We start from the raw sequence: 26,729 nt of genomic DNA, 5'->3' as shown, positions 1-26,729 counted from the left end.
GGGGTTGGGGTATCCTCAGTGCATGCAGTTTGTTCCGATGAGTCCCGACTTTTCCGATAGCGCCGCGCTCGGCTTGTTCCGCTGGTTCCAGACCCCTGCCGGCCAAGCCCTGTTGGCTGATGAACGTCTGGCGATTGACCCCTGTTTGCGCGCGTTGTTTGCGCCGTTGACGGTCCAGATCAGCGGCGCCGGTTCGCTGCTGACACAGTCCAAATCGGCGCACCGGATTTGGGTCGTGGCGCGCGAAAGTCTGGGCGATCGGGATACGCCCGCGTTAGTGGCGCGACCCAGCGAATTACCGCTGGCCTCGGACAGCGTCGATGTCGTCGTGCTTCACCACACATTGGACGTGACTCGTCACCCGCACTCGGTGTTGCGCGAAGCGATTCGTGTGTTGCGCCCAGGTGGCACCGTTTTGATTATTGGCTTTGATCCTCTCGGGCCACTGCGCTGGTCCAAGGCGCCACTGGGCCGCCGCGTTTGGCCGGCGTTGGGGATTTCCAGTAAGCGCTTAAGTGATTGGTTGGGGCTGCTCAATTGCCCACCCCAGCGCGTCGAGCGCTTGGGCTATCCGGATGTCGCCGGCTGGTTAGCTAAGCGCCAATGGTGGGGCAATACCTGCACCTTGGTGGTGGCACGCAAACAGCGGGTGATCCCGCCGCGCGCCCTGCGCCAACGCCTGCGTGGTCGTTTGGCCCAGATTAAACCGCAAGCAGCCAGCGCTAAGACAGGTTGAGCTGGTCGGCGCGGATACAGGCGACCTGATGATGCAGACCTTCTAGTACCGGGCGCGCGGCGCGGCAGTCGTCGATAACATAAGGGCAGCGCGACGCGAAGGCACAGCCAGGTGGTCGGTTGATGGGGCTGGGGACGTCACCTTCAAGCGGTTTCAGCGGACGTTGTTGAGCTGGATCGACCACCGGAATTGCGTCGATTAAGGCTCGGGTATAGGGGTGTTTGGGCGACTTGAACAGCGTCTGCGCCGGTCCAATTTCAACAATCCGCCCCAGGTACATAACTGCAATACGATGCGATAGGTGTTTGACCACGGCCAAATCGTGCGCAATGAACAATATGCCCAGGCGGCGCTCACGTTGCAGGTCCATCAACAGGTTCATGATTTGCGATTGCACGCTGACATCCAGCGCACTGACCGGCTCGTCACACACCAACAGCTCCGGCTCCAGCGCGATTGCCCGCGCGATACCGATGCGTTGACGCTGCCCGCCGGAAAATTCATGTGGGTAACGCCCCATGGCGTCGCGACCCAAGCCGACTCGACTCAGCAGCGCCAGCACGCGTTCGTCATGCGGCCCGGAAATGCCATGGATTTCGAACGGCTCGGCTAAAATTCGGGCGACGTTGTGACGCGCATTGAGGGCTTCGTAGGCATCTTGAAATACCATCTGTGCCTGGCGGCGAAACGGCAACAGCTGTTGCCGCGAACGGGCAGTGATGTCCTCGCCCTTGAACTCAATTTGGCCGCCCGACACCGAGGTTAACTGCAACAGGGTTTTGCCCAGAGTTGACTTACCACAGCCGGATTCACCAACGATGCCGAGGGTCTCGCCGGCTTCGAGCGAAAACGACACCCCGTCGACCGCGTGGACCTGGCCAATCGTTCGCCGCAGCACGCCGCCTTTGACTGGGTAACGCTTGGCCAAATCAGTAATACGTAGCAGGCTCATAGGCTGGCCTCGTGGCACATTAACTGACGTGTACCACGTTGCTGGGTCGTCGGCACCTGTGCGTGGCAGCGGGCAATGGCGCGCGCACAGCGCGGTGCGAAGCGGCATCCAGGCGGCATATCCAGCGCCGAAGGCACCAGCCCCTCAATCGTCGGCAGCGCCGTTAGTGGCTCCCGATCCAAGCGTGGGATGCTGTGCAATAACCCCTGGGTATAGGGGTGCTTGGGGTCGGCAAACAGCTCAGTCGCCGCCGCCGATTCGACGATTCGGCCGGCGTACATAACGGCGACGCGCTGGCACACTTGGGCGACCACCCCTAAATCGTGGGTAATAAAAATGACGGCCATGTTGCGTTTGGCTTGAATCGACTGAATCAGGCTCAGAATCTGGGCCTGAACGGTTACATCCAGTGCCGTGGTCGGTTCGTCGGCGATCAGCAGGTCCGGGTCGCCGGCCAGCGCAATCGCAATCATCACACGTTGACGCATGCCGCCGGATAGCTGGTGCGGGTAGTCGTCTAGGCGCAATGCCGGCTCTGGGATTCCGACGTCTTCCAACAGGGCGATACTGCGCGCTTGAATGTCGCGTTTGTTATGGCCCTGGCCATGCAGCGAGAGGCTTTCCGCCAGCTGCACCCGAATACGTTTGACCGGATTAAGCGCCGTCATCGCGTCTTGAAATATCATGCCAATGCGCGGGCCGCGTATGGCATGCATTGCGCGGGCGGGGCGCGTGACTAGGCTGTCCCCATCGAGGCGAATGTCGCCGCCGGTGATCTGTCCACTGGGCTGTGGCAGCAGTCGCATGATCGCTAGGCTGGTAACGCTTTTACCGCAGCCTGATTCGCCAACAATGCCGAGGGTCTCGCCGGCGCCGATGGAAAATGACACGCCGTCCAAGACCTCGGCGCGGCCGGCTTCGGTGGCAAAGGCCACACTGAGGTTTTCAACGCACAGTAATTCAGCCGCCAAAGTTAGGTTTCCAGGTTTCGTCAATGATCAGCACGGGCTCGAACACAGCGTCGTCCTTGAGGGCGCTTCGCGTTTCGCGCTTCAGCCCGGTGTCCAGCCAGAACAAGCCACCGGCAACGGAATCAAACAGGCTGAACAACCCGGACCCTGTCTTGGTGCTGAAGTTGTCCGCCGGCAGCTTCATCCAGCGCCAATAACCCAGCCGCGTGTAGGGCACCATGTAGGTTGGGATATAGGCCGCCTGCTCGTATAGCAGCCCCTGGATTTGCTTGGACAGGGATTTTTTGGTGTCGACGTTTTCCTCGATACGGTACTGATCGATCAGGGCATCAATGGCCGGTACCGCCATGTTGGTGATGTTGTTGTTTTGCGGCTTGTTGGCGTTGTCGCTGTGGTAGTGCTCGCGGTACGCCGGGCGGAAGCCTGTGCTCCAGCCACTCCAACCAATTTGATGGCGCTTTTCGAGCAACAATTTAAAGGCGTTTTGGCTGTCCAGTAACTTCAGTTCCAGCTCCAAGCCGGCCTTTTTCGCCTCCTCTTTTAGGACCACCAAACGATCGGTGTGGGCGGGGGTTCCGTAGCTGACTTCGAACGACAGCCGGGTGCCCTCGGGATTGACGCGGATGCCGTCACCGCCACGCTCGACGAACCCAGCACGGCTGAAATACTCATCCGCCAGGCCCAAGTCGAAGGGGCGGTAGCTGATGCTGTTGTCCGAGTAATCGCCATAGCCAGTGTAGTGCTGGGGTAGGCGCTCGTAGTCACCGCGCAGCACCTGTTCGATCATTTTATCCAGGTTCATGCTGTGATGAATGCCTAGCCGAATGTCTCGGTCGCCCAGCAACGGATGCCCTTGGTTCATGAACATGCCGTAACTCGGTTGACGGGTGTCGTCGTAGGCCTTGAGTCGGTGAATGTAGCCGTGGTCGTACAGCGGGCCGGTGGCCTTTTGGTGCCATAACTCCGGCAGCACCAGGCCAAAGGTGTCCAGGTCGCCTTTCTCGAAGGTTCGGTAGGCGATGTTCGGGTCCCGGATCACGGTGTAGCGGACCTTGTTGACGTTGAAACGGTTGGCGAATTGGGGCAACGCGTCACCCCACCAATCGGATTTTCGCTCCAGTTCAAGGTACTTGCCCTTGCCACGGCGCACGGATTCTTGGGTTAGCTGATAGGGCCCGGTGTTGGGTTCAATGACCCAGTTGTTGTCGGTCACCCAGCTTTCAGTCAGGTTGTGAAAGTGCTGGGCCCGGGGGCTGATGCCAACCGAAAGTTGCAGGTCGACCTTGGGTTTTTTGACCCCTGCGGTGACCGCGATGGTGTGGTCGTCGTATTTACGAACGTCGGTGATCTGTTCGCTGTAATAGTTGTTGTACCAAGGCGCGACGATGAATTCGGAGCGCATGAATTCGATCGCAAACACGTAGTCGTCGGCGGTCACTGGTTGACCGTCACTCCAGCGCACTTCGGGGCGCAGTTTGAAATAGACCGTCTTGCCGTCGTCGTCGTAGGCCCAGCTGTCGGCCAGCACCGGCACGATGGTTTCACTGTTGGGGTGCAGCGACGTCAATGCGTACTGATTGTCCAGCACGATGCCGCGGGTCGCCCCGTTTGAGTCCGGACCGACCGTGCGCAGGGTCAGTGGATACGACGGGATGGTCGCGCGGTAGGTGCCGCCGCGGGTGGCCTCGCTGGAACCAAAGGTCTGGCCTGGGTCCCCTTGTTCCCAGACTAACCCGTCAGGCAGGGCGTTCAGGCCGAGGGCGTCGTACGACAGGGTAAGGGCCATGGCCGGTTGCAGTAATAAGCCAGCGACTAGGGTGGTCAAGGCTGAGCGCATGGGCTACTCCTTATTCGTAGGTTGTGTGTTGTTTGGGGTCAAAGGCATCGCGGATCGCTTCGCCAACAAAGGTCACCATAACCAGTAGACCGACCAGTGCCGTCACCACCGAAGTGACGATCCAGGCCGAGTCCAAATTGTCGGTACCTTGCTTCAATAATTCGCCCCAGCTCGGGGTCGGCGGCGGCAGTCCGTAGCCCAGGTAATCCAGCGACGTCAGCGATCCGATGCCACCGGTCACCGCGAAGGGTATAAAGGTCACAATCAGCGACAGCGTATTGGGCAGAATATGGCGAAAAATAATGCGGCTGTCGGATGCGCCCAGTGACTTCGCCGCCAACACATAGTCGCGGGCGGCTTCGCGGTAAGTGGCCGTGCGCATGTACCAGGTCATGCCCATCCAGCCGAACACGAACAGCAGGCCCATCAGTATCCAGAAGTCCGGGGTGATCACGCTGGCAATAATAATAATGATGTACAGCATCGGTACGTTCGACCACACCTCGATCACGCGTTGGCCAATCAGGTCCGTAACGCCACCGTAGTAACCCATGGCACAGCCGACCGCGATGCCGACCACGAAGGTCGCCACCAGCAGCACCAGGCTGAACCAAATGGCAATCCGAAACCCATACGCCAAGCGCGCTAATACGTCACGCCCGGCAGTATCGGTGCCCAGGTAGTGTTGTTGGGCTGCGCTGGGTGGGTGCGGCGCAAACAGGCCGTCGTAGCTGTTGATTTCATACGGGCTGAAAGGCACCGGGGGCATGATCACAAACCCATCGCCTGACTGGGCTAGGCTCGCTTGAAGCTCGCGATAATTGGTCTCGTAGGCGTAGTCCAAGCCAAAGGTCGAGCCGGGCTTGAAGTCGGCATAGGTCGGGAAGTGCCACTCGCCTTGGTAGTTGACGACTAGCGCCCGGTTGTTGACCAGCAGCTCGGTAACGGCGGTGCTGGCGATCAATAGGACCAAAATCAGTGCGCTGTACCAGCCGCGCTTGGTCGAGCGAAAACGGGCCAGTTGACGGCGTGTCAGCGGATCCAAGTGCATCACTGAAAGCGGACCCGTGGGTCAACCAGGGCGACGCACAAATCGCTCAGAATATTGCCGATCAGAAATAGCATGCTCGATATCACCAGAATGCCGAGCACCACCGGGTAGTCACGCTCGACCACGGCCTCGTAGCCCAGCAAGCCAAATCCGTTGATATTAAAGATGGTCTCGATCAAAAAAGACCCGGTCAAGACGATGCCGATGTTGTTGCCGAAGTGGGTCGCCAGCGGTATCAGTGAATTGCGCAACGCATGGTGCCAGACCGCGCCCCCAAAGGTTCGCCCGCGCGCCATGGCGGCGCGCACGTAGTCCGCGGCTAAATTGTCCATCAGCGAGTTTTTGACCATAAAAGTCATCACCGCGAAGCTGCCGACCATGTAGCTGATCAACGGCAGCACGCTGTGCCAAATGATGTCTTTGACCTGTTCCCAGCGGGTGAAGTCGTCAAAGTCATCGCTGATGAAGCCGCCCAGCGGGAACAGCTCAATTTCGCTGGCAAACGCGGTCAACAGCGCAATGCCGACGATGTAGCCGGGTACAGCGTAGCCGATAAACACGACCGCACTGGAGACATGATCAAAGGTGCCGGCGTGTTTGATCCCCTTCCAAATCCCCAGGGGTATGCACACGAGGTAAGTTAAAATTAGCGTGACTAGGCCGTAGTACAACGACACCGGTAAGCGATCAGCGATGGTTTGCCAGACCGGTTCGGCGTATCGCGTCGAGACCCCCAAGTCCAGTTGCATGACCTTGCCTAACCACTGGACGTAGCTTTCCAGTACCGGTTTGTCGAAGCCATAGTATTCACGCAGCTGGTTCAGCTGTGATTCCGACAGGATGCTGGTCGAGTCACCGGGGCGCGAGGATTGAAACTCGGAGCTTTCCGACGCGGCCTGGGCTTGGGCCAAGGCTCGGTCGATAGGGCCGCCCGGAACAAAGCGCGTGATGGTGAAAACCATCAGCGTAATTCCGAGGAAGGTGGGGATGATCAGCAATAGCCGTCGGATGAAGTATCCAGTCATCTTTTATCTATACGGTTTAAGTTGTTAATAAACAAGCCAAAAAGTATGACCTTGGGCGTTGCGACGAGTTCCGGCACTTTAGTGACGGCACGCGGTGCTTTACACTGCGCGCCTTGCGAGGATTTCATGATTTCTGAATTGACTATTTTTTCCGACGCGCCCAGCCAAGATGCCGGTGTGCGGATCACTAACGAGGACTTTGCGGCGATCGATCACAGCCATGACTTGACCCGTTTTGAGGCTGAGTACGTGCTGGGGATGCACGAAATTGATTGCCTGCATTGCTTGCTCGAATCCCAGCTCGCGTTTGCCGACGAGGCGGTCGGGTGGATGAGCACGCCGGTCATGGCCAGTTACATCGTAGTCGGTGAGCGTGAAGATGGTATGGCGCTGCAATACGACGAGGCGATTTGTGTCTTCGAACACGATGGCCGCCCCTACATTGCGCGCTTGTCGCTGTACGAGCCTAGCTGGCTGGAGCACAACGAACCGGTGGCGCTGCGCATTTCAGTGACCCGGTCCGAAGCAGTCGGCGACGAAAGCGCGCATCAGCAGTTTTACGATGCAGTCACCGAGCAGGTCCACGACGTCATGGCGTCGACCTTGTATTGGCATGGCACGATGGATTTGGAAGAAGAAGCGATCCGCGAAAACAACCAGGTCGCGGTCGACGCACTGCGCAATGTGGTCGCGGATTTAGTCGCTGAGTTCAACGAGCAGCTGCCGGAGGGCATGGCGGCGAGCGTGGCCAACCATGACGAAAACGGCGACGAGGTCGACGACGCTGGGGATGACGACGGCCCCACGCGCACGCTGCATTAAAGGCCGATCGGCAAGAATACCGTGGTGAACACGCCACGGGCGACCGCGTTGACCTGACGTTGGTTGCCGTCCCCCAGCATATCGGCGACCACGTCCTGTTTGGCCGATAGACGCCCCAATAACTGCGAGAAACTCGCGTTCAAGATGTCGCCTTGGTAACCGTCCGCGTAAAGGTAGGGGCTGCCGTCGCTGCGGGTCTGAGTGCGCAGCAAAAAGGTCGCGGTATCGATGTTGCGCGCCGAGTTAAAGATGAATTGGCCGCTGGGTCCGTCGAGTAAGTAAAACTCGCGTTTGCGACCGTAGCTTTCGTCGATCATGCTGGCGAGCCCGTAAACAAAAGCAAATACCCGGTCGCCGCCAAAGTCGTCGTTAAACGCCAGCCTCACCGCCTCGGTGCTGCGTGCTTCGTCCAATTCAGCGTAAAAGCGCGCATCACGCAGCATGCGCTGGCGCTGGGGTAATGTGAATCCGGATCGATTTAAGAAGATCGGGTTGCGCGCGTAAAGCTTGCCGATCAGTGTGTCGAGGTCCTCATCAAGCTGGTTTCGGACCCGCTCAATAATCAGTTGGGTGTCCGACTGGGCCAGTCGCCGTGGTTCGAAGTCGCCAGACGTGCAGCCGCTCAGTAGTAAGAAGGACAGTAGAATTACGCGCAGCATGGTCAACCTTGGCTTAAATGTCTGGCAGTTCTACCACACGCCAGTATTTATCCAAAAGCCCCAGTGCATGGCTGAGGCCGCCGTTGTTGAGGTCTTCTTTAACAATGTAGCCGGCGACGTTTTGTTCGTAGGCCTGGTGAATGTCGCGTTCGTGGCGCGATGACGTCAGCACGAACACCACGAGTTGGCTGAGTGTGGCATCGCCGCGAATGGCGTTTAGGAATTCATGGCCGTTCATGCGTGGCATGTTTAAATCCAACAGCACTATCACGCTGTGCGGGCGCCGGAATACCTCGTGGGTGCCGTGCAAAATTTCGAGTGCTTCGATGCCATCGCGCGCCACCAATAGCGGGTTGGCGATCTTTTGTTTTTTCAGCGCGCGTTGCATGCTGATGATATCGACCTCGTCGTCATCGACTAACAAAAAACTCACAGGGGAGTGTTCGCGCATGCTCATGCCTCGCTTGAATCCGCCGCTAGTGTGCACGGCCAACTGAATTCGAAACAGGTGCCATCGGTCGTAGTGTTGTCAACAATGTGGATGTGACCGCCGTGGTAAGACACCAGTTTGCGAACCACCGCCAGTCCCAGGCCCGCCACCCGATCGCCGGTTGCGTGTAAGGTTTGAAAAATCTCGAACACGCGGTCGCGTGCTTGAACCGGTATCGCGGTGCCATTGTCACACAACCGAAAAACCAGGCCGTCGGCGTCTGGGGTCGCGGTTAGTTGTAGCGCTGGCGCTGCGTTTGAATTGTGAACGACCGCATTGGTTATCAGCTCGGTTAACACCCGGCGCAGGGCTGATTCGCGGGTTTGCAGCGTTGGCAACTCAGTACATGTCAGGCCAAAAGGGCCGTGCGATTGATCCACGTCCGCCGCAATTTCGGCGACCATGGCGTTCAAATCGACTGGCTCTTGTTGATCGTCGAGGCGGGCGCGGTTGAAACCCAGTAACCCGTCCAGCAGATCGCCCATTTTTTGGGTCAAGGTGGTCAAGCGCAAGTTGTATTCGGTGATGGAGGCCGGCAGGTCCAGCAGCGCCAGGTCTTCGAGCAGCCAAGCGCTGACGTTGCGGATGCCGCGTAAGGGTGCCTTTAGGTCATGCGAGGCAACATAGGCAAAGGACTCCAGTTCCCGATTTTTGCGGTTGATGTGATCAAGGCTTTCGGTCAGCTTGGCGCGTTCTTTAATCAAATCCTGGTTCAGCCGCTCGCTGTCGGCGACGGTACGCGTGACTTCGGCTTGGGTTTGCGCCAGTTGAACGCGGCGTTGGGTGCTAATGACCAGCATCGTCAGCGCCAGTAGGCTGGGTACCAGCCACAGCAAAAAGACCCAAAGCGGAATCCGTACCGGCGCAATGTTGAAGCTGATGTCCCAGGTGCGTCCGCCGATTTGGATCGTGCGGTGACGCTCGACGCCATTGGCAGGGTCTGCGGCTGCCAGCCCGTTGTATAGGGTCTGATCGGGGCGTTCGGCATCGATGATGCGGATGGCAGAGTCGTTAAGCCCGGTGCCGGTCAATATCTGCGTGACCAGTGTATCAATCTGAACGGCGCCGACGATGAAACGGGAAATCGAGGCGCCGTCCACGATAGGCACGCCAAACAACACCGCGACAGGCGCCGCTGTGTCGACCAAGACCAAGGGTTCGGACAGGGTAAAGCGCCGCAGTGCGGAAATCTGTTTGAGCAGTTCGGCGCGTGCCGGCTCACGGTAAAGGTCCAAGCCGAGGGCTTCGGTATTGCGGTCATCGGTACTGACATAGACCACTGGCGCGCGCGGCCCAGCCTGGCGTGTGACTGCGCGTGACCCCTCTGCGGTCAACTCGAAGATACTAAAATTGGGGTCTTGCGTTTGGCCTAAGGTCACCGCGCGCTCCAAGGCAGGGCCTTCGCCAACAGCAACATAGGCAATCCCGGTGAGCTCGGGAAAGTGGTCCAGGATCGGTTCGACGAAGCGCGCCCACTCGTCGTAGCTGACCGGAGCTGTCGATTGAAAGTAACGTCCGACCTGAGCCAATGCGAAGCTACGACTGACCATGTCGTTGTGAATGCGCGTGGCGAGGGCGTCGACCCGAGTTGTTTCGCGCGATTCGGCGGCTTGGCGCTGAGCCGAGCCAAAGCCAACACTGAGCGCTGTTGCGGCGGCGATAAAGAGCAGTGCTAGTAATACTTCGGAGCCACGCAGGGCATTTCTAAAACGGAAACTCATGGCCGTAGTATGCAAGGCTGGGATCGGGCAGGGTCGAACCGCGTCGCAAAACCTGCTTGAAGATGTTCGCCAAGGGCGCTAGCGTCGGCGCATGAAATTGTCCGATGCCTTTTGGCTAGTATTTGTCGCGGCCTGCTTATCCGCCGGCGTCGTCGGCGGCTCTTATCTCAAAAAAGATGAGTTGCTACCTATTTGTCACAGTCTAGCGCCTGGATTGTTCGCGCCGGTCAGCGTGACCTTGGCGGTCGATGGCGGGGTGTTTGATTCGACCTTGGACCACGCCGGGCGGGGTTATCAAGTGACCTTTATCGGTCCTGACTGCACCGAGGCCTGCCAAGCCCACGTCGACCGTGCGCGTGACTACGCCGCGAACGAAGGGTTGGCGCATTTGTGGGTGGTGGCCGGCGAATTTGAGCCGCGTACCGGCGACATCGTCAGTCGCGGCATCGATATCGGATCGGTCCAAGCGGCCGAGTCATTTGGGTTGTCCGAGCAGCGGTGGCGTCAGCCCGGGTATGTAGCGACCTGGGCATTGAACCCAAATCATCACATCGACACGCGCTACGTTAATCGCACCGAAAGCTGGGATCGCTAGTACCCGCGCGAGCGGTCGACCATAGCAGGCACCGCCCCGTCGAGCCGGTAGCGGCGTAGGGTTTCGATGATCACCTTCGCGGCGCTGGGGGCTGGGGTTTGGGCGCTAATATGCGGCAGCACCGTGACGGCTTCGTGGCCGTATTTCCAGTCCGCCATGTCCAATGGTTCGTGATCAAATACGTCCAACACCGCATGACCGATGTGCCCGTGGTTGAGCGCCTGGTGCAGGTCGGCGTCAACCACAGCGGCGCTGCGCCCGAAGTTAATGAACCCCAGCCCCGGTTGGCACTGACTCCAGAAATCAGTGGTGTAGTGGCGCTGTGTCGACGCCGACGCGGGTATCAAGTTAACGATCAGGTCAAAGCGCGCCAACTGGGCTGGCGTTGCGGTGCCGGTGATGTGGGTCCATGGCACGATCGGCGCTGAAGATGCGCTCAGTGTGGTGACATCGAAGCCGTGCTGGTGCAGGCGTTCGGCACCGGCCAGGCCAAGTTGACCGGCGCCAAAGATGGCGACTGAAATCGACTCGGGCGGCCGATACGGCCGCGGCTCCCATTGACGCGTGCGCTGGGCGCGTTGGTAGTGCGGCATGTCGCGCTGTAAATACAGCGTCCAGGCCAATACCGCCTCGGCCATAATCGCCGTTAAACCGGGGTCCACCAGGCGTGCGATCGGCACCGCTGTTTGAGACAGGGCCTGATCAACCCCGGCCCAGGTGCATTGGGCCCATTCAAGGTTCGGAAATTGGTTCAGCTGCGACGCCGCAGGCGCAGTGAAAACGGCGACGCGCGGTTGGCTGGGGTCGATCTGATCGGGGTGTGCGAAGGTCAGGCCGTGGGTGTTGTTATTGAGCTGCTCGAGCCAGTGCGCCTGTTCGTCGTCACTGGCGGTCGATAGAAAGGGGATCAATGCTTACTTTTTTTGTTCGAAATTAAGCGATAAACGACCACGAACAGCAGCGCGATTCCGCCCAGCATCCAGCCCAGTGTTTCACCTTGATTGGCAACGTTGACCATGATTTTCACCTCTAATTTTTATTGTCGTAAGTTGGGAACCTCTGTAGTCAACCAAAAACGGCTGCGATAGGCTAGCCCCATGATGAAAGTCTTGGGTTTAGTGCTGTTAGTGTTGGTTGGGTCCAACGCCGCATCGGTGGCGTCACTGGGCCTGACCGCGACGGTATTGTGCAGCCTGGACCGAACTCAAGTTGTCTACCTCGATGATGCCGGCCAATCCAAGGTTCCATTGGCCGATGCACCAGCTTGTGACTGTTGGCGGCGGCTGGCGGAACTTGATGGCCTGATACCAACGCTTAACCTAGGCATCGCGAATGCACATTCGGTCGACGCTGGCGTCCGTGATGGGCTCATGGTCGATGCCGATACCCCCCAATTCCATGCTCGCGACCCGCCGATTCATTCATTGTTCGTTTAACTCACTACTCCACAATGAATTGAAAAGGATCACCCAATGTTGACGAAATTTTTGGCGACGATCGCCACCATATCTGCCCTGGCTGCAAATGCCGGCCCATTGATCGCAACCGATGTGATCGCCCGCGCCAGCGTCCCCGGCGCCGCTAACTCGGCAGCCTTTATGACGTTGACTAACCATTCGGACGCGTCGCTGCGCCTGGTCGCGGTGGAAACTGCGGTGGCTCGACGCAACGAGCTTCACACCCATTTGAACGACAACGGCGTGATGCGCATGCGCCAGGTCGACGGCATATCGATCGCCGCGGGCGACTCTGTAGTGCTCAAACCCGGCGGTTTGCACGTAATGTTAATGGGGCTCAACGCGCCGCTAGTTGCCGGCACTGCCATCGATATTGTGCTGATTGACGAGCAGGGAGGTCGCTACCCGATTAACGCGCCAGTGGTTGATATTCGTAAAATGAAACATGCCAAACCCGGGGCGAAACACTGATGCCGCGGACGCTGATGTGGTTGTTGGCCGGCGTTCTGGCGCTCGGCATGGGCGTGATCGGCAGCCAGTGGTTACCGGATCCCAAAAATGCTCGCGAATTGCGCCTCACGTCGATGGATGGTGCGCCGTTTGATTCGGCCGCTGCGCTGGCCGGCAAGCCGTACGTGGTCACATTTGGTTATACTTTTTGCCCCGATATTTGTCCGACCACGCTGGCGTATCTGGCGCAGGTGCTGGACGCGCAGCAGGCCGCCACTGGGCAGCGCACCCAGTCGGTGTTCGTCAGCGTTGATCCGGCCCGCGACACCCCCGAACGGCTGACTCAGTACGTCGCTTATTTCGATCCGACGACAATTGCGTTGACCGGGTCCGAGGCCGAATTGAAGGCGGCCGCACAGACCTTTAGCGTGTATTTCGCCAAAGTGGATGCGGTGAATGGTGAGGATTATTTGGTCGATCATTCAGCAGGGCTGCTGGTGTTGGACGCGGATCATCAGTTGATTGGACTGATTCGCGATGGCGATGCACTTGACGATGCCCTGGCGCTGTTGGCCAAGGCATTGCCGTAAGCGGATTACTTGGTCAAGTATTCCAACACGGTTTCGGGTGATGACACACCGTAGGGGTCTTCGCCGTGGTTGTCGCACTTGCCGGGTTCTTCGAACCACTGCTCGACGACACCATTTTTGATGACCGCCGCGTAGCGCCACGAGCGCTTGCCAAAGCCTATGTTGCTCTTGTCGACCAACATGCCCATTTTGTCGGTGAACTCGCCGGTTCCGTCCGGTACAACTTTGACGTTTTCGAGTTTCTGGCCGCGGCCCCATGCGTTCATCACGAAGGTGTCGTTGACGCTGACGCAGTAGATGTCATCAATGCCGGCATCTTTAAATGCTTGGGCGTTGTTTTCGAAACCAGGCAGCTGGAAGGTCGAGCATGTGGGCGTGAACGCACCGGGCAAGCTAAACAGCACAACGCGGCGCGGGTTGCTTTCGCTACCGAACAGGGCGTCTGATTGGACGTCTTCCCAGCGGAAGGGGTTGTCGCCGCCGATGGATTCGTCACGCACACGGGTGTGAAAAGTAACAACGGGCAAAGTAGAGCCTTGGCTCATGGGTGAATCTCCTAAGTCAATCAGTGGAATGGTGCGGGCGCAGAGTAGCAAAGTGGTAATTTGCCACAACCACTGTTTTTTTGTGGGCGCTATAGTAAAAATCAATGACTGAACAGAAAACAACTGGAGTTCCAATGATACGAAACAAACTCGCGCTATTGGCTGTGATTGCGCCGTTGGCGATGGCCGCGCCCGAGGTTAACGAAACCCGCTACAAAGACTGGACCCAGGTATGTTTGTCCGAAGGTGAAGTCAGCCGATGCGAAGCCATACAAGTGTTAAACGTAACTCAGGACGAGCAGACCCGTCCGTTATTGCGGGCAACACTGTCACGCGTACCCGATGGCCAGTTTTTAGAAATCGCGTTGCCGCTGGGTATGGATTTGCGCGCGGGCTTGGTGATTCAAATTGACGAAGGTGAGGAACAACGATTTGCCTACAGCACCTGTGTTGCACAGGGCTGTGCTGCGGTGTTGGCGGTCGACGAGGCCTTGTTAGCGACGCTGCGCGCGGGCAACCGTGCGCGACTTGGCTTTCGCTTATTTGGGACCGTTGAAACTCAGGTCGTCGAGCTGTCGTTGGCTGGATTTACCGCGGCCAGCGAAGGGGTCTGAGCATGCCGCATCGGTCCAACCGAGACGCCTTGATGGACTTTTCCAAGGCTCAATATGATTACGATCCGGCGGCACTGGCGACTGTGTGTGAACGGATTTTGGCCGCGGACGTCGTGGTTAATCTGTGTCACCCGCTGGGCACCGCGACGGGCGCCGCACACTACCTGAACGCGGTGGCCGACTTGGCCGCTGCGATGCCGGACCTTGAACGTCGCGACTTTATTCGGGTCGCCGGTGACACCGCCGAGGATGGCGACTGGGTCGGATTGGCTGGGTATTTCACCGGCGTCATGGTCGCTCCCTGGCTCGACATACCGCCGACCGGTCACCAGGTGGCCATGCGGTACCACGAATTTTTCCGTTTTGAAGGCGGTCAAGTGGTCGAGATTCAGGCGATTTGGGACATCCCGGAGTTAATGATGCAGTGCGCCGCGTGGCCAATGGCGCCTAGCCTGGGTCGTACGTGGCAGGCGCCTGGACCTGCGACACAGGACGGGCTTCAGTCGGGCCCGCGCGATGCGGCGCGTGCGTCGTCCGCGGCCGGACTGGTGTCGAACATGCTGTCCGGGTTATTGGACTTTGCCGAGGGCGGTGCGGGCGCGATGGGGCTGGAGCGTTATTGGCACCCAAAAATGAATTGGTACGGTCCGGCTGGGATTGGCACCAATCGAGGCATTGCCGGGTTCCGACACTGGCATCAAATACCCTTCCTGAAAGCCATGCCCGATCGCCGTGGTACCGGAGGCAAAGGCGCTTTGTTTGCAGACGGGGACTACGTCGGTATTACCGGCTGGCCGAATATGCAGATGACCCTGAGTGGCGATGGCTGGATGGGCATTGCCCCGGCCAATCAGCCTTTGACCATGCGTAGCTTGGATTTTTGGCGCTGCGAGCACGGCTTGATTCGAGAAAACTGGGTGCTGGTGGACCTGTTGGACGTCTATCGTCAATTGGGCGTTGATGTGTTTGAACGCATGCGCGAGCTGACCCCCGTGCCGCTTAACCGGGGGTGCTTGGCGGGCTAGGGTGGATGCGTATCGCCCCCGTTAAGCGGCCGCTGCATCAATACGGAGTCCAGCCAGCGACCGTGTTTGAAACCGACCGAGTTGAGCGTGCCGACATGGCTGAATCCCAGTGACTGGTGCAGTTGAATGCTGGCTTCGTTGGCACTGTCACCAATGACGCTGATCAGTTGCCGTGCGTCAGTGCAGCCATCAATCAAGGCGCCGAGCAGGGCGCGACCGACGCCGCATCGGCGATGGCTGGGGTCGACGTAAATGGCATTTTCTAGGGTATAGCGATAGGCCGGGCGGAACCGGTAACGATTGGCGTAGGCGAAGCCGGCGAGGGCGCCGTCAACAACCGCGACCAGGTACGGAAAGCCCTGTGCTTGGATGTCGTCCATGCGCACACGCATGTCTTCGATGCTCGGCGGGATTTCTTCGAAACTGGCGCAGCCATGCAGCACCTCGCGGGCGTAAATAGCCTGGATGCCTCGCAAATCAGCGGATAAACCGTCGCGAATCGATAGCGACATGCAAGCTCCTGTAACAGACTGGAAACGGGTTCACATAAACGGCGCACATTCGCTGTGTCGTTACTCTCAGCAACTTTTATAAAGGGTACAAGCAATTGCCGGAGACTAGTGTGCCCGTCAGTAATAGCATCGTCGAGCGTGTGGTTTTTAAAGAATGCAACGAATTGGCGACCCTAGGTTACGACCCCAACAAGACGTTGTTGAGCCACTGCGTCATGCGCTTGGGTAGCGCCGACGAGGTGGAGGCCGCACTTGTACGTTGGCGCGAGCGCTCGGGGGACTTTAGTCATGCCACCATGCGCGGCCGCAACCTATGCCGCTAGGAAACTTCAGTTTGGCCTGTTAACCTGCTGAAAATGCTAATAAAAGAGTGTTTCAGTGGTCCCGCAAACAGTGCTAGATTTTACCGTCAAAACGCCGGCGCAGGGGCGCACGGATGTGCGCGAACTGGCTGACTATTTGGTTCGCCGGCGTACGGTTCGAGACTTTTCAACCGCAGCCGTTGATCCGGCCATTTTAGCCGACGCGTTGCGCGCCGCGGCCTCAGCTCCCAGTGGCGCCAACAAGCAGCCCTGGCACTTTGTGGTTGTCCAAACACCCGCACTCAAGCGTCAGATTAGACTGGCCGCCGAAGATGAAGAACGTGCGTTTTATGCAGGCAAAGCTGGCGATCAATGGTTGGATGATTTGAAGCCATTGGCGACCGATGCTGACAAGCCATTTCTGGAAACAGCGCCGGCCTTGATAGCGGTGTTCTTGGAGCGCTACGGCGTCGACGCCGATGGCGAAAAAACTAAAAACTATTACATGCCTGAATCGGTCGGTATTGCCTGCGGCTTTTTGATCGCCGCGCTGCACCAAGCTGGATTGGCGACCTTGACCCACACACCAAGCCCGATGGGTTTTTTGAATCAAATACTCGATCGTCCCAAGCGCGAGCGGCCGTATTTGTTATTGGTGGTTGGTTATCCGGCAGTCGGCGCTCAGGTGCCCGATATTCAGCGCAAGCCCTTGGATGAAACCGTGAGTTGGCGCTGATCACCGGGGCAGCCTTTATGTCGTGTAATGTATATTATGTTAAATAAGATATTATTTTCATGTGGCCACTGCCGGTGCATGTGACTGCGCCGGCACGCCTTAACATTTACCCTGTCTGTAACAGAATTTGTTTCCAAACCGCGGTCTCGTCAATCAGCGTCCACTCGCGCCTGAGCCCCCTGGGGCCAAACTCGGCGTGGGTCATGCCCATGATGAACACGTCCGCACCGCTGGGCGTGCCAAAAGCACCCCAGCCATCGTGTTTGCCTTTCAGTGTCCAGCGTACCGCCGCGCGTGGTGACAAATCGCCGCCGTCCATACCGATCTGGTGCTCGATGCTAAATACCGCGTTGGGGAATGCTGCGCGCAAACCTAGCCAAAACTGGTCGGCGGCTTTCCAGCCCTGAGCTGACTGACCGCTCGGGTATTCCAGTTGGCAGGCTCGGTCATAGGTCTGTTCAATCGCCGACAACTCGGCGTTCATGATCCGGGTAATCAGGTCGGCTAACTGCTGGCCGCGGATATGTGTGTTGCCGCGCCCGCGATAGGGTCCCTGAATGTCGTTGTGTTCGGTGTAGGGTTGGACGCACACCTGTGCCCCGCCTTCGTTGTTGATCAGATTGGCCGCGAAGGCTTTCGGGTCCAGGCCCATTTGGCGCACGATCGCGCCTTGATCGCGGACTAACCATTCGTCGTTAACTTGGTCGTTTTGGCAGTGGCAATCGGCCAAAATACGATAGGCCACGCGCCGGCCCGTTGGTGCACCGTAGACCCCTGGGTGGCTGTGTGTGGCGGTGCTGATCAGCCGGTGCGAGCTTAAAAATCCATCGCCGGCGCCGGACCAGATGACGTCTTCACCGAGCAGTTCGCGGTCTGGAAATTCAGCCAAGGTTGCCAGCGTCGCGGCGATAATGCCGCTGTTGCCTTGGATAACGCTGGCCGACGAACGCACCACGATGTCGTCCGCGTAGTAATGGGTCAGGGAGCCGATATCACGACCCTCCCAGATGGCCTTGGTGATGCCCAATACGTAGTGTTCTGGGCTTTCCCAGCGCGGATCAAAACCCTGCACAGCGGTCTCCTAGTCGTCGTTTTTACTACGCAACATTAAACCGCCTTATCAGGCGCGTTGCACTTGGTTTTGTCCTCGACTACTGTGCGCGCCATGGCATTGATTACCCTGCGCGATGTGCGCCTCTCATTTGGTGGCCCGTTGATTTTTGACGGTGCTGATTTTCGACTACAACCCGGCGAAAAGGTCGGCATCGTTGGCCGCAACGGCGAAGGCAAATCGACGTTGTTCGGTTTGCTTAAGGGTCTGTTAAAACACGACAGCGGCAGCGTTGAACGACAGCAAGGTTTGCGTGTTGCGGCATTGATTCAGGAAGTCCCCCAGGGCACCGCCGGCAGCATTGCCAAGGTGGTGGCTGATGGCCTGGGCGACCTGGGTCAGTGCGTCAACCGCTACCATGACGCGTTGGACCGTGTGAACCACGATTTGTCGGACGCGGCGATGAATGAATTGGCCGACGCCCAGGCCGACATGGACGCCAAGGACGCGTGGTCGGTTGAAAACCGAGTCGAGCGGGTATTGTCGCGCCTGCGCTTGGACGGCGAGACCGAATTTTCGGCCCTATCTGGTGGTATGAAGCGTCGAGTGTTGTTGGCCCAGGCGCTGGTTGCCGAACCGGACGTGCTGTTGCTTGACGAACCGACCAACCATTTGGACATCGATGCGGTCGAGTGGCTGGAAACCTTTTTAAAGGATTTCGCCGGCACCCTATTGCTGATCACCCACGACCGCGCATTTTTGCAGGCGGTGGCCGGACGAATCGTCGAGCTGGACCGTGGCAAGTTCCACAGCTATGACTGTAACTATCAAACCTTTTTGGAGCGCCGCGCCGCACGACTGGAAGTCGAAGCCGAGCACAACGCCCAATTCGATAAGAAATTAGCCCAGGAAGAAGTCTGGATTCGCCAAGGCATTAAGGCCCGCCGCACCCGCAATGAAGGTCGGGTACGCGCCCTTCAGGCACTGCGCAAAGAACGCTCGGCGCGGCGTGAGCAACAAGGCACCGTGCGTTTAGCACTGGACCAAGGCCAGAAGTCGGGCAAGCAAGTGGTCGAGGCCAAGGGCCTACGGTTTGGCTTTCCGGATCGGCTGTTATTCGACAACGTCAACCTGGACGTTGTGCGCGGCGACAAGATCGGTATTTTGGGCCCCAATGGTGCTGGCAAAAGCACCCTGCTGCGTATTTTGCTGGGCCAAATTGAGCCGCAGCAAGGCACGGTCGAAATGGGCACCCGAATTGAGGTGGCCTACTTCGACCAGATGCGTGGCCAGCTCGACGAAAGCTTGAGTGCATTGGATAACGTGTCCGGCGGCAGCGATACCGTGACTATTAACGGGCGCCCGCAGCACATTATGGGGTATATGCAGGACTTCCTGTTCTCCCCTGCCCGCGCCCGTGCGCCGATCAGCGCCCTGTCTGGCGGCGAGCGCAATCGCTTGTTGTTGGCCAAGCTGTTTACCAAACCGGCAAACTTGTTGGTGATGGACGAACCGACCAACGATTTGGACGCCGAAACATTAGAGCTGTTGGAATCGCTGTTGGTGGAATACAGCGGCACCCTATTCTTGGTCAGCCACGACCGAACCTTCATCAACAACGTCGTGACTCACTGCTGGGCCTTTGAGGGCGGCAGTGTCAACGAGTACATCGGCGGCTACGACGACTGGGTTCGCCAGCGCCCCGACCTGTCGGTGCCGGCGCCGGCCAAGGGCGACAACAAGCTGGTGGTGGCCAAAGCCACCGCGGCCAAAAAAGTCGTCAAGCTGTCGTTTAAGGAGAAGCAGGCGCTGGAATCGCTGCCGCTGCAAATTGAACAAGCCGAAGCGGCGATTGCCGGCCTGCAGACCCAGTTGGCCGATCCGGAGCTGTACCAACAAGGCGCGGATGCCATTGCAGCGCTGCAAGCCGAGTTGGCGACACTTGAATCCGCCCTGATGGCGGACTACGAAGCGTGGGAGGCCCTAGAGGCCAAACGCGATGGCTAATGCCATGCGCCAGGGCGCCCTCAGCGTCCTGCCATTTTGCGTGACGGTGGTGCCCTTCGGGGTTGCCTGGGCGGTCGCCGCCCAAGCCGCTGGTTTACCGGATTGGATGACCTTGGCGATGTCGGCGGTGGTGTTCGCCGGGGCCAGTCAGTTTGCCTCGCTGGAACTGCTCGGCGGTCAGGGGTCGTTGTTGGCGATCTGTCTGCTGACCTTTGCGGTCAACGCCCGTCACGTGCTGATGGGCACCACGTTGTATCCGGACTTCGGGCGCTATTCCTTTGGTCGTCAAGCGGCCATGGTCATGACCTTGACCGACGCACCATTTGCACTGATTCAAAACGAACCGGATCGGGCTAAACGTATTGGCCTGATTGTCGCCGGTGGTTGGTTGGTGTGGCTGGCCTGGGTGCTGGGCACCGTGATCGGATTGCTATTCGGCAGCGTCATTGGCGACCCTGCGCTGTATGGGTTTGACGCCGTGATGCCGGTGTTTTTTTTGGTTGTATTGGTGTCAGCCTTTCGCGGACGCCGCTCGTTGCTACCGTGGTTAAGCGCGGCCTTGGTGGCGATCGCGTGGCAACGGGTCATGGGCGGCAACTGGCATGTCTTGGTCGGTGCGGTGGTCGGTGGCGTTGTCAACGCGGTGCAACGTAAATGAGCACGCAAACGCTGTTACTGGTTTTGTTGGGGATGACGGTGGTCACCTATGGCACCCGATTGGTCGGGCTGGCGGCCATGCGCTATGTGCCGTTAACGCCCTGGGTCATGGACTTCTTGTCGGGGATGGCCAACACCGTGTTGGTGGCCTTGGTCATCCCGCTGATGATCAACGGTGATTGGGCCATGCGGGTGGGCGGCGCGGTCGCGGTGGCGGTGATGACCGTCACGCGCAACAACTTGCTCAGTATCACCGCCGGTGTCGGCGCAGTGGCGCTGTTTCGGGCGCTGACCTAAGCCACCGCTTCGACGATCGCCGCGACCCCCATGCCGCCGGCGGTGCACACGCTGATCAACGCCCTGCCCGTTCCCTGGTCGGCGACCAATTTGGCGGCGGTGCCCAAGACCCGAGCGCCGGTCGCGGCAAAGGGATGCCCCATCGCCAAGGATGAACCGACCACATTCAAACGGCTGCGGTCGATCGCACCCAATACCGGCACGCCGTCACCGTCTTCCCACGCCTTGAGCGTGCACAGTACCTGGGCGGCGAATGCTTCGTGAATCTCATAAAAATCAAAATCTTGCAGTGATAAGCTGGCACGTTCTAAGAGTTTGGCGACGGCCTGAGTCGGGGCCATCAACAAGCCGTCACCCCCGGCAAAGTTATTCGCTGCGGTTTGCCCCAGCGTCAGTTTGGCCAACAGCGGCAGCCCGCGGGCCTCGGCCCATTCCCGAGTCCCGAGCAACACGGCCCCGGCGCCATCGGTCAGTGCCGTCGAGTTACCCGCGGTCAAGGTGCCATTTTTACGATCGAAGGCTGGGCGCAGTTTAGCCAGCCCTGCCGCCGTCGTGTCCGAGCGCAGGTTGTTGTCGCGCAGCACGCCGTTACACGGCACCAGCAAATCGTCAAAAAAACCACGCTGATAAGCCGCCGCCGCGTTGATGTGGCTTTGCGCGGCCAAGGCGTCTTGATCGGTCCGCTCAATCGCCCAGTGCTTGGCCATGCGCTCGCAGTGTTGGCCCATGCTGAGTCCAGTTCTGGGCTCGCCGGTGGACGGCGCGATCGGCGCTAGCTCGCCCAATGAAAGTCCCTTGAACGCGCCGAGTTTGGCGCCGAAGGTTTTGGCTTTGGACAGCCCCACCAGGCGTTTTGCCAGTTTGCGCGACGTCGTCAGCGGTGCGTCGGATATGGTGTCGCTACCGCCGGCAATACCACTGTCAATTTCACCAGTAGCAATTTTGGCCGCCAGCATTAACGCCCCTTGTAGACTGGTGCCGCAGGCCATCTGCAACGTGGTCGCCGGAGTTGACGGCGACAGCGCCGTGTTCAACACCGCTTCGCGCGCCAAGTTCCAGTCAGCACTGTGGACGACCACGGCGCCGGCGGTGACTTCGCCGACGCTGTCGCCGGCCAATCCGGTTTTGGCGACCAGCCCGTTAAGGGCAACGCTCAGTAAATCCAAGTTGGACAGGTCTTGGTAGCCGGTATAACTGCGACAAAATGGGGTGCGCGCGCTGGCGATGACATACACGTCACGGCATGGGTTCATTAAATAATCTCCAGGTGACGTGCGTTTAACGGCCCGCCTAAAAATGGTGCAAAGCCGGTGCCCATGATGACGCCGATATCAATTTCGTCAGCGCTGGCGACGACGCCCTCGCTTAAACAACGTTCGCATTCATCGACCAGGGGTTTGAGTAATGCGCCGCCCAGCTCGGCGTCGCCGGCGGGCAAGGTGCGCGCAACTTTACCTTGGGTCCAGCTGAGGTAGCCTTGGCCAGTTTTACTGCCGAGGTTACCGGCGGCGACGTGTTGGCGCAGTCGACCGTCCGCCGGCGCCTCAATGCCCAGTTCCGTGGCGACCGCCAAACAGATATCCAACCCGACCGTATCCGCCAGTTCGACCGGGCCCATGGGCATGCCAAAGGCGACCGCGGCGGCATCGATGACGTCGATCGACTCGCCTTCGTCGACCCGGCGCAGCGCGTCCAGCATGTACGGGCCCAGCACCCGGTTGACCAAAAAGCCCGGTCCGGACTTGACCACCAGTGGGTACTTGCGAATGGCGACGACGAAGCCGCGGGCGCGTTCGACCACGGCGGCATCAGTGCCGGCGTCGTGGATCACCTCGACCAATGGCAACTGGGCCACCGGGTTAAAGAAATGAACGCCGACCAATCGCGACGGATCGTCCATGGCGCGAGATATGCGCGCCAAAGCGATCGATGAGGTGTTACTCGCCAGCACCGCCGAGGGTTTGGCACGGGCTTCAAGATCACGAAACAAGGCTTGTTTAACGTCCTCACGCTCGACCACGGCTTCGATGATCAGGTCGGCGTTGGCAATGCCGTTGCCCTCGGGATCCGCGATTAGGCGGGCGCGCACATTGTCACGCGCCGGTTGACGCCGTGCGCGCTTGGCAAACAGTTGTTGCGCCCGCTCAACCGCACGATCGACGGCGCCGGCATCCAGGTCTTGTAGGGTCACCTCGAATCCGCTGAGTGCGCACCACGCGGCGATGTCGCCGCCCATGACGCCGGCACCGATGACATGCACCCGTTTTAAACCGTCAAATGGCTCGGCATCGGCTTTGAGTGCCTCGGAGGCAAAGAACAGTCGGCGCAGGGATTGACTGGTCCGCGAAACCATCAGCGGTGGAAAGGCCGCGGTCTCGACCGTGCGCATGCGCTGTGGATTGGCGCCGTGCTGTCGGTAAAGGTCAATCAGCGCGAATGGCGCCGGGTAATGCGTCGGGTTGACCTTGGCGGCGGTTTTTTTACGCATTTGTTCGGCCAGCAGATGGCGAACCCCGGGCAGTGCCATCAGCCGGTGAGTCAGGCGGGGCGTACGCCGGGGCACTCCGCGGTTGATCATTTTTCGGGCCGTCCAGGCCAAGCGGTCGGGGGTCGCAACACAGCGGTCAACCCAACCGAGCCCGCGTGCTTGCCGAGCGCTGTAGCTTTTGCCACTCAACATGGCGGTCATGGCGGCCACACCGCCGCTTAATGCGACGCTGCGACCGGTGCCGCCAAAGCCGGGAAATAGGCCGAGCTTGACCTCCGGGAAACCGAGTTTGGTACGGGCGTCGTCGACCGCGATGCGCCCGTGACAGGCCAAGGCCAGTTCCAGTCCACCGCCCAAACAATAACCATGGATCGCCGCGATCAACGGGTACGCTAGCCGTTCCAGGCGCTCAAACAAGGCGTGGACTTGTTGCAGCCCCGCGCTCAGTTGGGCCGGATCCGTGAAGGTTTCGAATTCGCGCACGTCGGCGCCGGCGATAAAGCCGCCGGGTTTGCCGGAGCGCAATACCGCGCCGGTCAGCGTCGACTGCTCCATCCAACTCGTCAGCATTTCTAGCTCGGCCAATACCGCCGTAGACAGCGTATTGACCGCACTTGCGTGCTGGTCAAAGGTGATCCAGGCGATGCCGTCGGCGTCGACCTGGGTGTTGAAATGGCTTAGCTCTGGTGTGTTCATGCCTGCGCCCCAGGTGCCAACTCGCGCGGATCGAAGTGATCGACGGCGACGACCTGGTCGGTCAAGCGCAGGGCGTCACGCAGTTGTGCAGCCTCGTCGGCACTAATGACGCCGGCGCCAACGGCCTGTTCAATGGCATCTTGATCATGGCGCCATTCGTAAAGGCCCTTGCGCATCCCTTTGAGGAAGCGTTGCTCGATGTCTTCGACGGCGGTGACGGCGGTCAATGCCGCTTCCAACACACCCGTCACGTCTGCGGCATCGTCGCTGATGAACATGTCGCGGGTCATCCGGTCACGCCACTCGCCGGGCACCAAAATGGCCTTGGCCAGGCGGTAATTAACGCGATCGCTGGTGGGTCGGAATGTCCGCCCCAGCGGCAGTGCACAGGCGCGCATCAACCATGCCACGGGACGCACGGGAAAGTTATCGATGACCGCGTCGATGTGGCCTTGGAACCGCGCCAGTGCGTCTTGGATGCTGGCATCCAACACCAGTTGGTCGGCATCCGGGCGGCCATCATCGCGAAAGCGCTTGAGCGACGTGGCAATCAAATACAGTTCCGCCAACGCGTCCGCTAGACGACCGCTGATCATCTGTTTACGTTTTAAATCGCCGCCGACCACGACCACGGTCAGGTCCGCGACTAATGCGAAGGCGTGGCTCATGCGATGAAGTTGTCGGTACCAGTGCTGCTCGTGGCCGGCGTCGTCTGGCGCCGAGGCCAAGCGACCGGCACTGAGGTTATGAACCAGGCTGGCGGCCAAATTTTGCAGCGTAAAGCGCGTATGCCCCGCCATCGCCGTATCAAAATCATTGGCGCCTTGGTCGGCATTGTCAGCCTGGGCAGCTTGGATCTCTTTGTACAGCCAGGGGTGAGCCCGCAGTGCGCCCTGCGCAAAGGTGATCAAGGTCCGGGTCAAAATGTTCGCGCCTTCAACGGTGATGCCAACCGGCACCGCGCCAAAATCCGCGAACAGGTAGTTGCTCGGGCCGTCGCAAATGGCTTTGCCGCCATGAATGTCCATGGCGTTGTCGTAGCTGCGGCGCATGGCCTCGGTGGCTTGGTACTTCATCAGCGCGCTGACGACAGAGGGCTTTTCGCCGTCGTCGACCATGGCCGCGGTCGCCGCGCGGGCACCTTCGAACACGTAAGCCGTCTTGACCATATCGGCCAGCGGCTCGGCCACACCTTCCATGCGTCCGATCGCGATGCCGAATTGGCGGCGAACTCGGGCGTATGCGCTGGTGGTGCGCAAGGTCGCCTTGGTGGCGGTGGTGCCAATGGCCGGCAGCGAGATCGCGCGGCCAACGCTCAAACATTCCATCAGCATGCGCCAGCCTTGGCCGGCGTAGTCCGCCCCGCCGATTAAAAATTCCATCGGTACAAACACGTCCGTGCCCGTGACCGGTCCGTTCATGAAGGCATTGCGGCACGGGTAGTGTCGACGGCCGGTGCTAACGCCCGGGTGATCGTGCGGCAGTAGCGCCAAGGTGATGCCGACGTCGGTGCCCTGCCCCAAACGCTGTTCAGGATCATGTAGGCGAAACGCCAGGCCGATGAGCGTCGCGACCGGCGCCAGTGTGATGTAGCGCTTATCAAAGGTTAGCGCGACACCCAAGGTGGGGTGACCGTTGTAGTCACGTTCGCAGACCACGCCGACGTCATGCATCGAACCGGCATCCGAACCGCTGTTGGGTCCGGTCAAGGCAAAACAGGGTATTTCTGTGCCGTCGGCTAAGCGCGGTAGGTAGTAGGATTTTTGTTGGTCCGTGCCGTATTTAGTTAATAACTCACCCGGCCCGAGCGAATTGGGGACCATGACGGTAATGGCGGCGGCGACGCTGCGAGAACCAATTTTGGAGACCACCATGGACTGGGCTTGGGCGCTGAAACCCAGGCCGCCATGCTGTTTTTCGATCAGCATACCGAGGAAGCCATTGTCACGAATGTAGGCCCAAACCGCCGGCGGTAGGTCGCGACGGTGATGGCTGATGTCCCAATTGTCGAGCATTTTGCACAGCTCATGGGTCGGTCCATCCATAAATGCTTGCTCGTCGTCGGTCAAAGTCGGCGCCCGTGTCGCAGCCAAGGTATCCCAGTTCGGCGAGCCACTAAAAAGTTCCGCGTCCCAGCCTACGGTGCCGGCGTCCAGTGCTTCCTGTTCGGTCGGCGAGACCTTTGGCAGTATTTTGCGCACCAAGCCGTAAGCCGGCCGCGTAACCAAGCGCATGCGTACCGAGCGAATGCACAGCACGGCGGCGACGATACCCGGCACCAGCCAGAGGCTGCCAAAGTCACTGATAGCCAGCACGATGCCGATGAACAAAAGCGCAGCCGACCAGTCTCTTAGGCTCGATCCACGGTAGGCCATTGCCAGGAGCAATGCTGTTACGACTAGGGTTGCGACACCGGCACTCATGGCTTGCCTCTTTGGTTATT

28 protein-coding genes are annotated in these 26,729 nt (G+C 59.3%); 13 read left to right on the top strand and 15 right to left on the bottom strand.

Translation table 11 applies throughout. From position 1 onward, the window contains the following. Window positions 1-37: 37 nt before the first annotated feature. Window positions 38-736 carry a class I SAM-dependent methyltransferase gene (locus GH975_RS06775; protein WP_170272578.1) on the top strand — a complete coding sequence of 233 codons (699 nt, stop codon included), beginning with the start codon at window positions 38-40 and terminating at the stop codon, window positions 734-736. Here the strand turns inward: GH975_RS06775 and GH975_RS06770 are convergent. From GH975_RS06770 to GH975_RS06750, 5 genes are read right to left on the bottom strand one after another with little or no spacing between them, the layout of a single operon-like run. Next, complete coding sequence (locus GH975_RS06770; RefSeq protein WP_153713796.1) at window positions 723-1,688, bottom strand: ABC transporter ATP-binding protein; 966 nt, start codon at window positions 1,686-1,688, stop codon at window positions 723-725. The genes GH975_RS06775 and GH975_RS06770 overlap by 14 nt on opposite strands. After that, the gene (locus tag GH975_RS06765; protein ID WP_211365783.1) at window positions 1,685-2,659 is read right to left on the bottom strand and encodes an ABC transporter ATP-binding protein; all 975 of its coding nucleotides are present in this window, start codon (window positions 2,657-2,659) and stop codon (window positions 1,685-1,687) included. Before GH975_RS06765 ends, GH975_RS06770 begins: the two co-directional genes overlap by 4 nt. Further along, window positions 2,649-4,496, bottom strand: a complete 1,848-nt coding sequence (locus tag GH975_RS06760) for an extracellular solute-binding protein (RefSeq protein WP_153713794.1) — start codon at window positions 4,494-4,496, stop codon at window positions 2,649-2,651. The genes GH975_RS06765 and GH975_RS06760 overlap by 11 nt, the downstream gene beginning before the upstream one ends. Window positions 4,497-4,506: 10 nt before the next feature. Continuing rightward, window positions 4,507-5,547: an ABC transporter permease gene (locus GH975_RS06755; protein ID WP_153714798.1), complete on the bottom strand. Its 1,041-nt coding sequence runs from the start codon at window positions 5,545-5,547 to the stop codon at window positions 4,507-4,509. Beyond that, window positions 5,547-6,572, bottom strand: coding sequence for an ABC transporter permease subunit (locus GH975_RS06750; protein WP_153713793.1), 1,026 nt, complete (start codon window positions 6,570-6,572; stop codon window positions 5,547-5,549). The genes GH975_RS06755 and GH975_RS06750 overlap by 1 nt, the downstream gene beginning before the upstream one ends. A 126-nt stretch (window positions 6,573-6,698) precedes the next feature. On the opposite strand from GH975_RS06750, the gene GH975_RS06745 reads away from it, so the two are divergent. Continuing rightward, window positions 6,699-7,394, top strand: a complete 696-nt coding sequence (locus GH975_RS06745; RefSeq protein WP_153713792.1) for a hypothetical protein — start codon at window positions 6,699-6,701, stop codon at window positions 7,392-7,394. Here the strand turns inward: GH975_RS06745 and GH975_RS06740 are convergent. The 3 genes from GH975_RS06740 to GH975_RS06730 are packed head-to-tail and all read right to left on the bottom strand — an operon-like array spanning window position 7,391 to window position 10,264. Then, window positions 7,391-8,053 carry a hypothetical protein gene (locus GH975_RS06740; protein WP_153713791.1) on the bottom strand — a complete coding sequence of 221 codons (663 nt, stop codon included), beginning with the start codon at window positions 8,051-8,053 and terminating at the stop codon, window positions 7,391-7,393. The genes GH975_RS06745 and GH975_RS06740 overlap by 4 nt on opposite strands. A gap of 13 nt (window positions 8,054-8,066) precedes the next feature. Beyond that, a complete protein-coding gene (locus GH975_RS06735; RefSeq protein WP_246164693.1) occupies window positions 8,067-8,486 on the bottom strand; it encodes a response regulator in 420 nt (139 codons plus the stop codon). Window positions 8,487-8,506: 20 nt separating this feature from the next. After that, entirely contained in the window at window positions 8,507-10,264 is a 1,758-nt protein-coding gene (locus GH975_RS06730; RefSeq protein WP_153713789.1) for a sensor histidine kinase, read from the bottom strand. A 91-nt stretch (window positions 10,265-10,355) separates the two neighbouring features. Here GH975_RS06730 and GH975_RS06725 point away from each other — a divergent pair, with 91 nt between their 5' ends. Beyond that, entirely contained in the window at window positions 10,356-10,859 is a 504-nt protein-coding gene (locus GH975_RS06725) for a hypothetical protein (RefSeq protein WP_153713788.1), read from the top strand. Here GH975_RS06725 and GH975_RS06720 read toward each other — a convergent pair. Then, window positions 10,856-11,770, bottom strand: a complete 915-nt coding sequence (locus GH975_RS06720; RefSeq protein ID WP_153713787.1) for an NAD(P)-dependent oxidoreductase — start codon at window positions 11,768-11,770, stop codon at window positions 10,856-10,858. The genes GH975_RS06725 and GH975_RS06720 overlap by 4 nt on opposite strands. 186 nt (window positions 11,771-11,956) lie before the next feature. Here GH975_RS06720 and GH975_RS06715 point away from each other — a divergent pair, with 186 nt between their 5' ends. The 3 genes from GH975_RS06715 to GH975_RS06705 are packed head-to-tail and all read left to right on the top strand — an operon-like array spanning window position 11,957 to window position 13,356. Further along, entirely contained in the window at window positions 11,957-12,295 is a 339-nt protein-coding gene (locus tag GH975_RS06715; protein ID WP_153713786.1) for a hypothetical protein, read from the top strand. A 36-nt stretch (window positions 12,296-12,331) separates the two neighbouring features. After that, window positions 12,332-12,787 carry a copper chaperone PCu(A)C gene (locus tag GH975_RS06710; RefSeq protein WP_153713785.1) on the top strand — a complete coding sequence of 152 codons (456 nt, stop codon included), beginning with the start codon at window positions 12,332-12,334 and terminating at the stop codon, window positions 12,785-12,787. Then, entirely contained in the window at window positions 12,787-13,356 is a 570-nt protein-coding gene (locus GH975_RS06705) for an SCO family protein (RefSeq protein ID WP_153713784.1), read from the top strand. Before GH975_RS06710 ends, GH975_RS06705 begins: the two co-directional genes overlap by 1 nt. 5 nt (window positions 13,357-13,361) lie before the next feature. Here GH975_RS06705 and GH975_RS06700 read toward each other — a convergent pair whose 3' ends face one another. Beyond that, complete coding sequence (locus GH975_RS06700) at window positions 13,362-13,901, bottom strand: peroxiredoxin (RefSeq protein WP_153713783.1); 540 nt, start codon at window positions 13,899-13,901, stop codon at window positions 13,362-13,364. Window positions 13,902-14,035: 134 nt separating this feature from the next. Here GH975_RS06700 and GH975_RS06695 point away from each other — a divergent pair, with 134 nt between their 5' ends. Together GH975_RS06695 and GH975_RS06690 are read left to right on the top strand one after the other, a co-directional pair. Continuing rightward, window positions 14,036-14,515 (top strand): invasion associated locus B family protein, encoded by a 480-nt coding sequence (locus GH975_RS06695; RefSeq protein WP_170272577.1) that lies wholly within the window; start codon window positions 14,036-14,038, stop codon window positions 14,513-14,515. A gap of 2 nt (window positions 14,516-14,517) precedes the next feature. Beyond that, a complete protein-coding gene (locus tag GH975_RS06690; RefSeq protein WP_153713781.1) occupies window positions 14,518-15,540 on the top strand; it encodes an ester cyclase in 1,023 nt (340 codons plus the stop codon). On the opposite strand, the gene GH975_RS06685 is transcribed toward GH975_RS06690, so the two are convergent. Continuing rightward, window positions 15,537-16,052, bottom strand: coding sequence for a GNAT family N-acetyltransferase (locus GH975_RS06685; RefSeq protein ID WP_153713780.1), 516 nt, complete (start codon window positions 16,050-16,052; stop codon window positions 15,537-15,539). The genes GH975_RS06690 and GH975_RS06685 overlap by 4 nt on opposite strands. Before the next feature lie 110 nt (window positions 16,053-16,162). Between GH975_RS06685 and GH975_RS06680 the strand changes: the two genes are divergently transcribed. Both GH975_RS06680 and GH975_RS06675 read left to right on the top strand, forming a co-directional pair. Beyond that, window positions 16,163-16,375 carry a hypothetical protein gene (locus GH975_RS06680; protein WP_153713779.1) on the top strand — a complete coding sequence of 71 codons (213 nt, stop codon included), beginning with the start codon at window positions 16,163-16,165 and terminating at the stop codon, window positions 16,373-16,375. 55 nt (window positions 16,376-16,430) lie between these two features. Further along, complete coding sequence (locus GH975_RS06675) at window positions 16,431-17,090, top strand: nitroreductase family protein (protein WP_211365781.1); 660 nt, start codon at window positions 16,431-16,433, stop codon at window positions 17,088-17,090. 106 nt (window positions 17,091-17,196) lie between these two features. Here the strand turns inward: GH975_RS06675 and GH975_RS06670 are convergent, their stop codons facing one another. Next, complete coding sequence (locus tag GH975_RS06670; RefSeq protein ID WP_153713778.1) at window positions 17,197-18,162, bottom strand: nuclear transport factor 2 family protein; 966 nt, start codon at window positions 18,160-18,162, stop codon at window positions 17,197-17,199. A 93-nt stretch (window positions 18,163-18,255) separates the two neighbouring features. On the opposite strand from GH975_RS06670, the gene GH975_RS06665 reads away from it, so the two are divergent. The 3 genes from GH975_RS06665 to GH975_RS06655 are packed head-to-tail and all read left to right on the top strand — an operon-like array spanning window position 18,256 to window position 21,102. Then, on the top strand, window positions 18,256-20,148 hold the full coding sequence (locus GH975_RS06665) for an ATP-binding cassette domain-containing protein (RefSeq protein ID WP_153713777.1): 1,893 nt from the start codon (window positions 18,256-18,258) through the stop codon (window positions 20,146-20,148). Continuing rightward, window positions 20,141-20,806, top strand: a complete 666-nt coding sequence (locus GH975_RS06660; RefSeq protein WP_153713776.1) for an AzlC family ABC transporter permease — start codon at window positions 20,141-20,143, stop codon at window positions 20,804-20,806. Before GH975_RS06665 ends, GH975_RS06660 begins: the two co-directional genes overlap by 8 nt. Then, complete coding sequence (locus GH975_RS06655; RefSeq protein WP_153713775.1) at window positions 20,803-21,102, top strand: AzlD family protein; 300 nt, start codon at window positions 20,803-20,805, stop codon at window positions 21,100-21,102. Before GH975_RS06660 ends, GH975_RS06655 begins: the two co-directional genes overlap by 4 nt. On the opposite strand, the gene GH975_RS06650 is transcribed toward GH975_RS06655, so the two are convergent. The 3 genes from GH975_RS06650 to GH975_RS06640 are packed head-to-tail and all read right to left on the bottom strand — an operon-like array spanning window position 21,099 to window position 26,709. Next, entirely contained in the window at window positions 21,099-22,355 is a 1,257-nt protein-coding gene (locus GH975_RS06650) for an acetyl-CoA C-acetyltransferase (protein WP_153713774.1), read from the bottom strand. The genes GH975_RS06655 and GH975_RS06650 overlap by 4 nt on opposite strands. Then, entirely contained in the window at window positions 22,355-24,286 is a 1,932-nt protein-coding gene (locus GH975_RS06645; protein WP_153713773.1) for a 3-hydroxyacyl-CoA dehydrogenase NAD-binding domain-containing protein, read from the bottom strand. The genes GH975_RS06650 and GH975_RS06645 overlap by 1 nt, the downstream gene beginning before the upstream one ends. Beyond that, window positions 24,283-26,709 carry an acyl-CoA dehydrogenase gene (locus tag GH975_RS06640; RefSeq protein WP_153713772.1) on the bottom strand — a complete coding sequence of 809 codons (2,427 nt, stop codon included), beginning with the start codon at window positions 26,707-26,709 and terminating at the stop codon, window positions 24,283-24,285. Before GH975_RS06640 ends, GH975_RS06645 begins: the two co-directional genes overlap by 4 nt. Window positions 26,710-26,729: the final 20 nt, after the last annotated feature.

Source organism: Litorivicinus lipolyticus, assembly GCF_009650135.1.
GTDB classification, from domain to species: Bacteria; Pseudomonadota; Gammaproteobacteria; order Pseudomonadales; family Litorivicinaceae; genus Litorivicinus; species Litorivicinus lipolyticus.
Note: the sequence above shows the minus strand (reverse complement) of the source record. Positions and strands in the feature narration are given on the sequence as shown.

Bases quoted from the DNA above. Each gene is read 5' to 3' on its own strand.
- GH975_RS06750 (WP_153713793.1), bottom strand. From the start codon at position 6,572: ATGACTGGATACTTCATCCGACGGCTATTGCTGATCATCCCCACCTTC.
- GH975_RS06650 (WP_153713774.1), bottom strand. From the start codon at position 22,355: ATGAACCCATGCCGTGACGTGTATGTCATCGCCAGCGCGCGCACCCCA.
- GH975_RS06695 (WP_170272577.1), top strand. From the start codon at position 14,036: ATGATACGAAACAAACTCGCGCTATTGGCTGTGATTGCGCCGTTGGCG.
- GH975_RS06660 (WP_153713776.1), top strand. From the start codon at position 20,141: ATGGCTAATGCCATGCGCCAGGGCGCCCTCAGCGTCCTGCCATTTTGC.
- GH975_RS06770 (WP_153713796.1), bottom strand. From the start codon at position 1,688: ATGAGCCTGCTACGTATTACTGATTTGGCCAAGCGTTACCCAGTCAAA.
- GH975_RS06640 (WP_153713772.1), bottom strand. From the start codon at position 26,709: ATGAGTGCCGGTGTCGCAACCCTAGTCGTAACAGCATTGCTCCTGGCA.
- GH975_RS06760 (WP_153713794.1), bottom strand. From the start codon at position 4,496: ATGCGCTCAGCCTTGACCACCCTAGTCGCTGGCTTATTACTGCAACCG.
- GH975_RS06740 (WP_153713791.1), bottom strand. From the start codon at position 8,053: ATGCTGCGCGTAATTCTACTGTCCTTCTTACTACTGAGCGGCTGCACG.
- GH975_RS06715 (WP_153713786.1), top strand. From the start codon at position 11,957: ATGATGAAAGTCTTGGGTTTAGTGCTGTTAGTGTTGGTTGGGTCCAAC.
- GH975_RS06705 (WP_153713784.1), top strand. From the start codon at position 12,787: ATGCCGCGGACGCTGATGTGGTTGTTGGCCGGCGTTCTGGCGCTCGGC.
- GH975_RS06730 (WP_153713789.1), bottom strand. From the start codon at position 10,264: ATGAGTTTCCGTTTTAGAAATGCCCTGCGTGGCTCCGAAGTATTACTA.
- GH975_RS06690 (WP_153713781.1), top strand. From the start codon at position 14,518: ATGCCGCATCGGTCCAACCGAGACGCCTTGATGGACTTTTCCAAGGCT.
- GH975_RS06710 (WP_153713785.1), top strand. From the start codon at position 12,332: ATGTTGACGAAATTTTTGGCGACGATCGCCACCATATCTGCCCTGGCT.
- GH975_RS06645 (WP_153713773.1), bottom strand. From the start codon at position 24,286: ATGAACACACCAGAGCTAAGCCATTTCAACACCCAGGTCGACGCCGAC.
- GH975_RS06655 (WP_153713775.1), top strand. From the start codon at position 20,803: ATGAGCACGCAAACGCTGTTACTGGTTTTGTTGGGGATGACGGTGGTC.
- GH975_RS06685 (WP_153713780.1), bottom strand. From the start codon at position 16,052: ATGTCGCTATCGATTCGCGACGGTTTATCCGCTGATTTGCGAGGCATC.
- GH975_RS06755 (WP_153714798.1), bottom strand. From the start codon at position 5,547: ATGCACTTGGATCCGCTGACACGCCGTCAACTGGCCCGTTTTCGCTCG.
- GH975_RS06725 (WP_153713788.1), top strand. From the start codon at position 10,356: ATGAAATTGTCCGATGCCTTTTGGCTAGTATTTGTCGCGGCCTGCTTA.
- GH975_RS06775 (WP_170272578.1), top strand. From the start codon at position 38: ATGAGTCCCGACTTTTCCGATAGCGCCGCGCTCGGCTTGTTCCGCTGG.
- GH975_RS06665 (WP_153713777.1), top strand. From the start codon at position 18,256: ATGGCATTGATTACCCTGCGCGATGTGCGCCTCTCATTTGGTGGCCCG.
- GH975_RS06700 (WP_153713783.1), bottom strand. From the start codon at position 13,901: ATGAGCCAAGGCTCTACTTTGCCCGTTGTTACTTTTCACACCCGTGTG.
- GH975_RS06745 (WP_153713792.1), top strand. From the start codon at position 6,699: ATGATTTCTGAATTGACTATTTTTTCCGACGCGCCCAGCCAAGATGCC.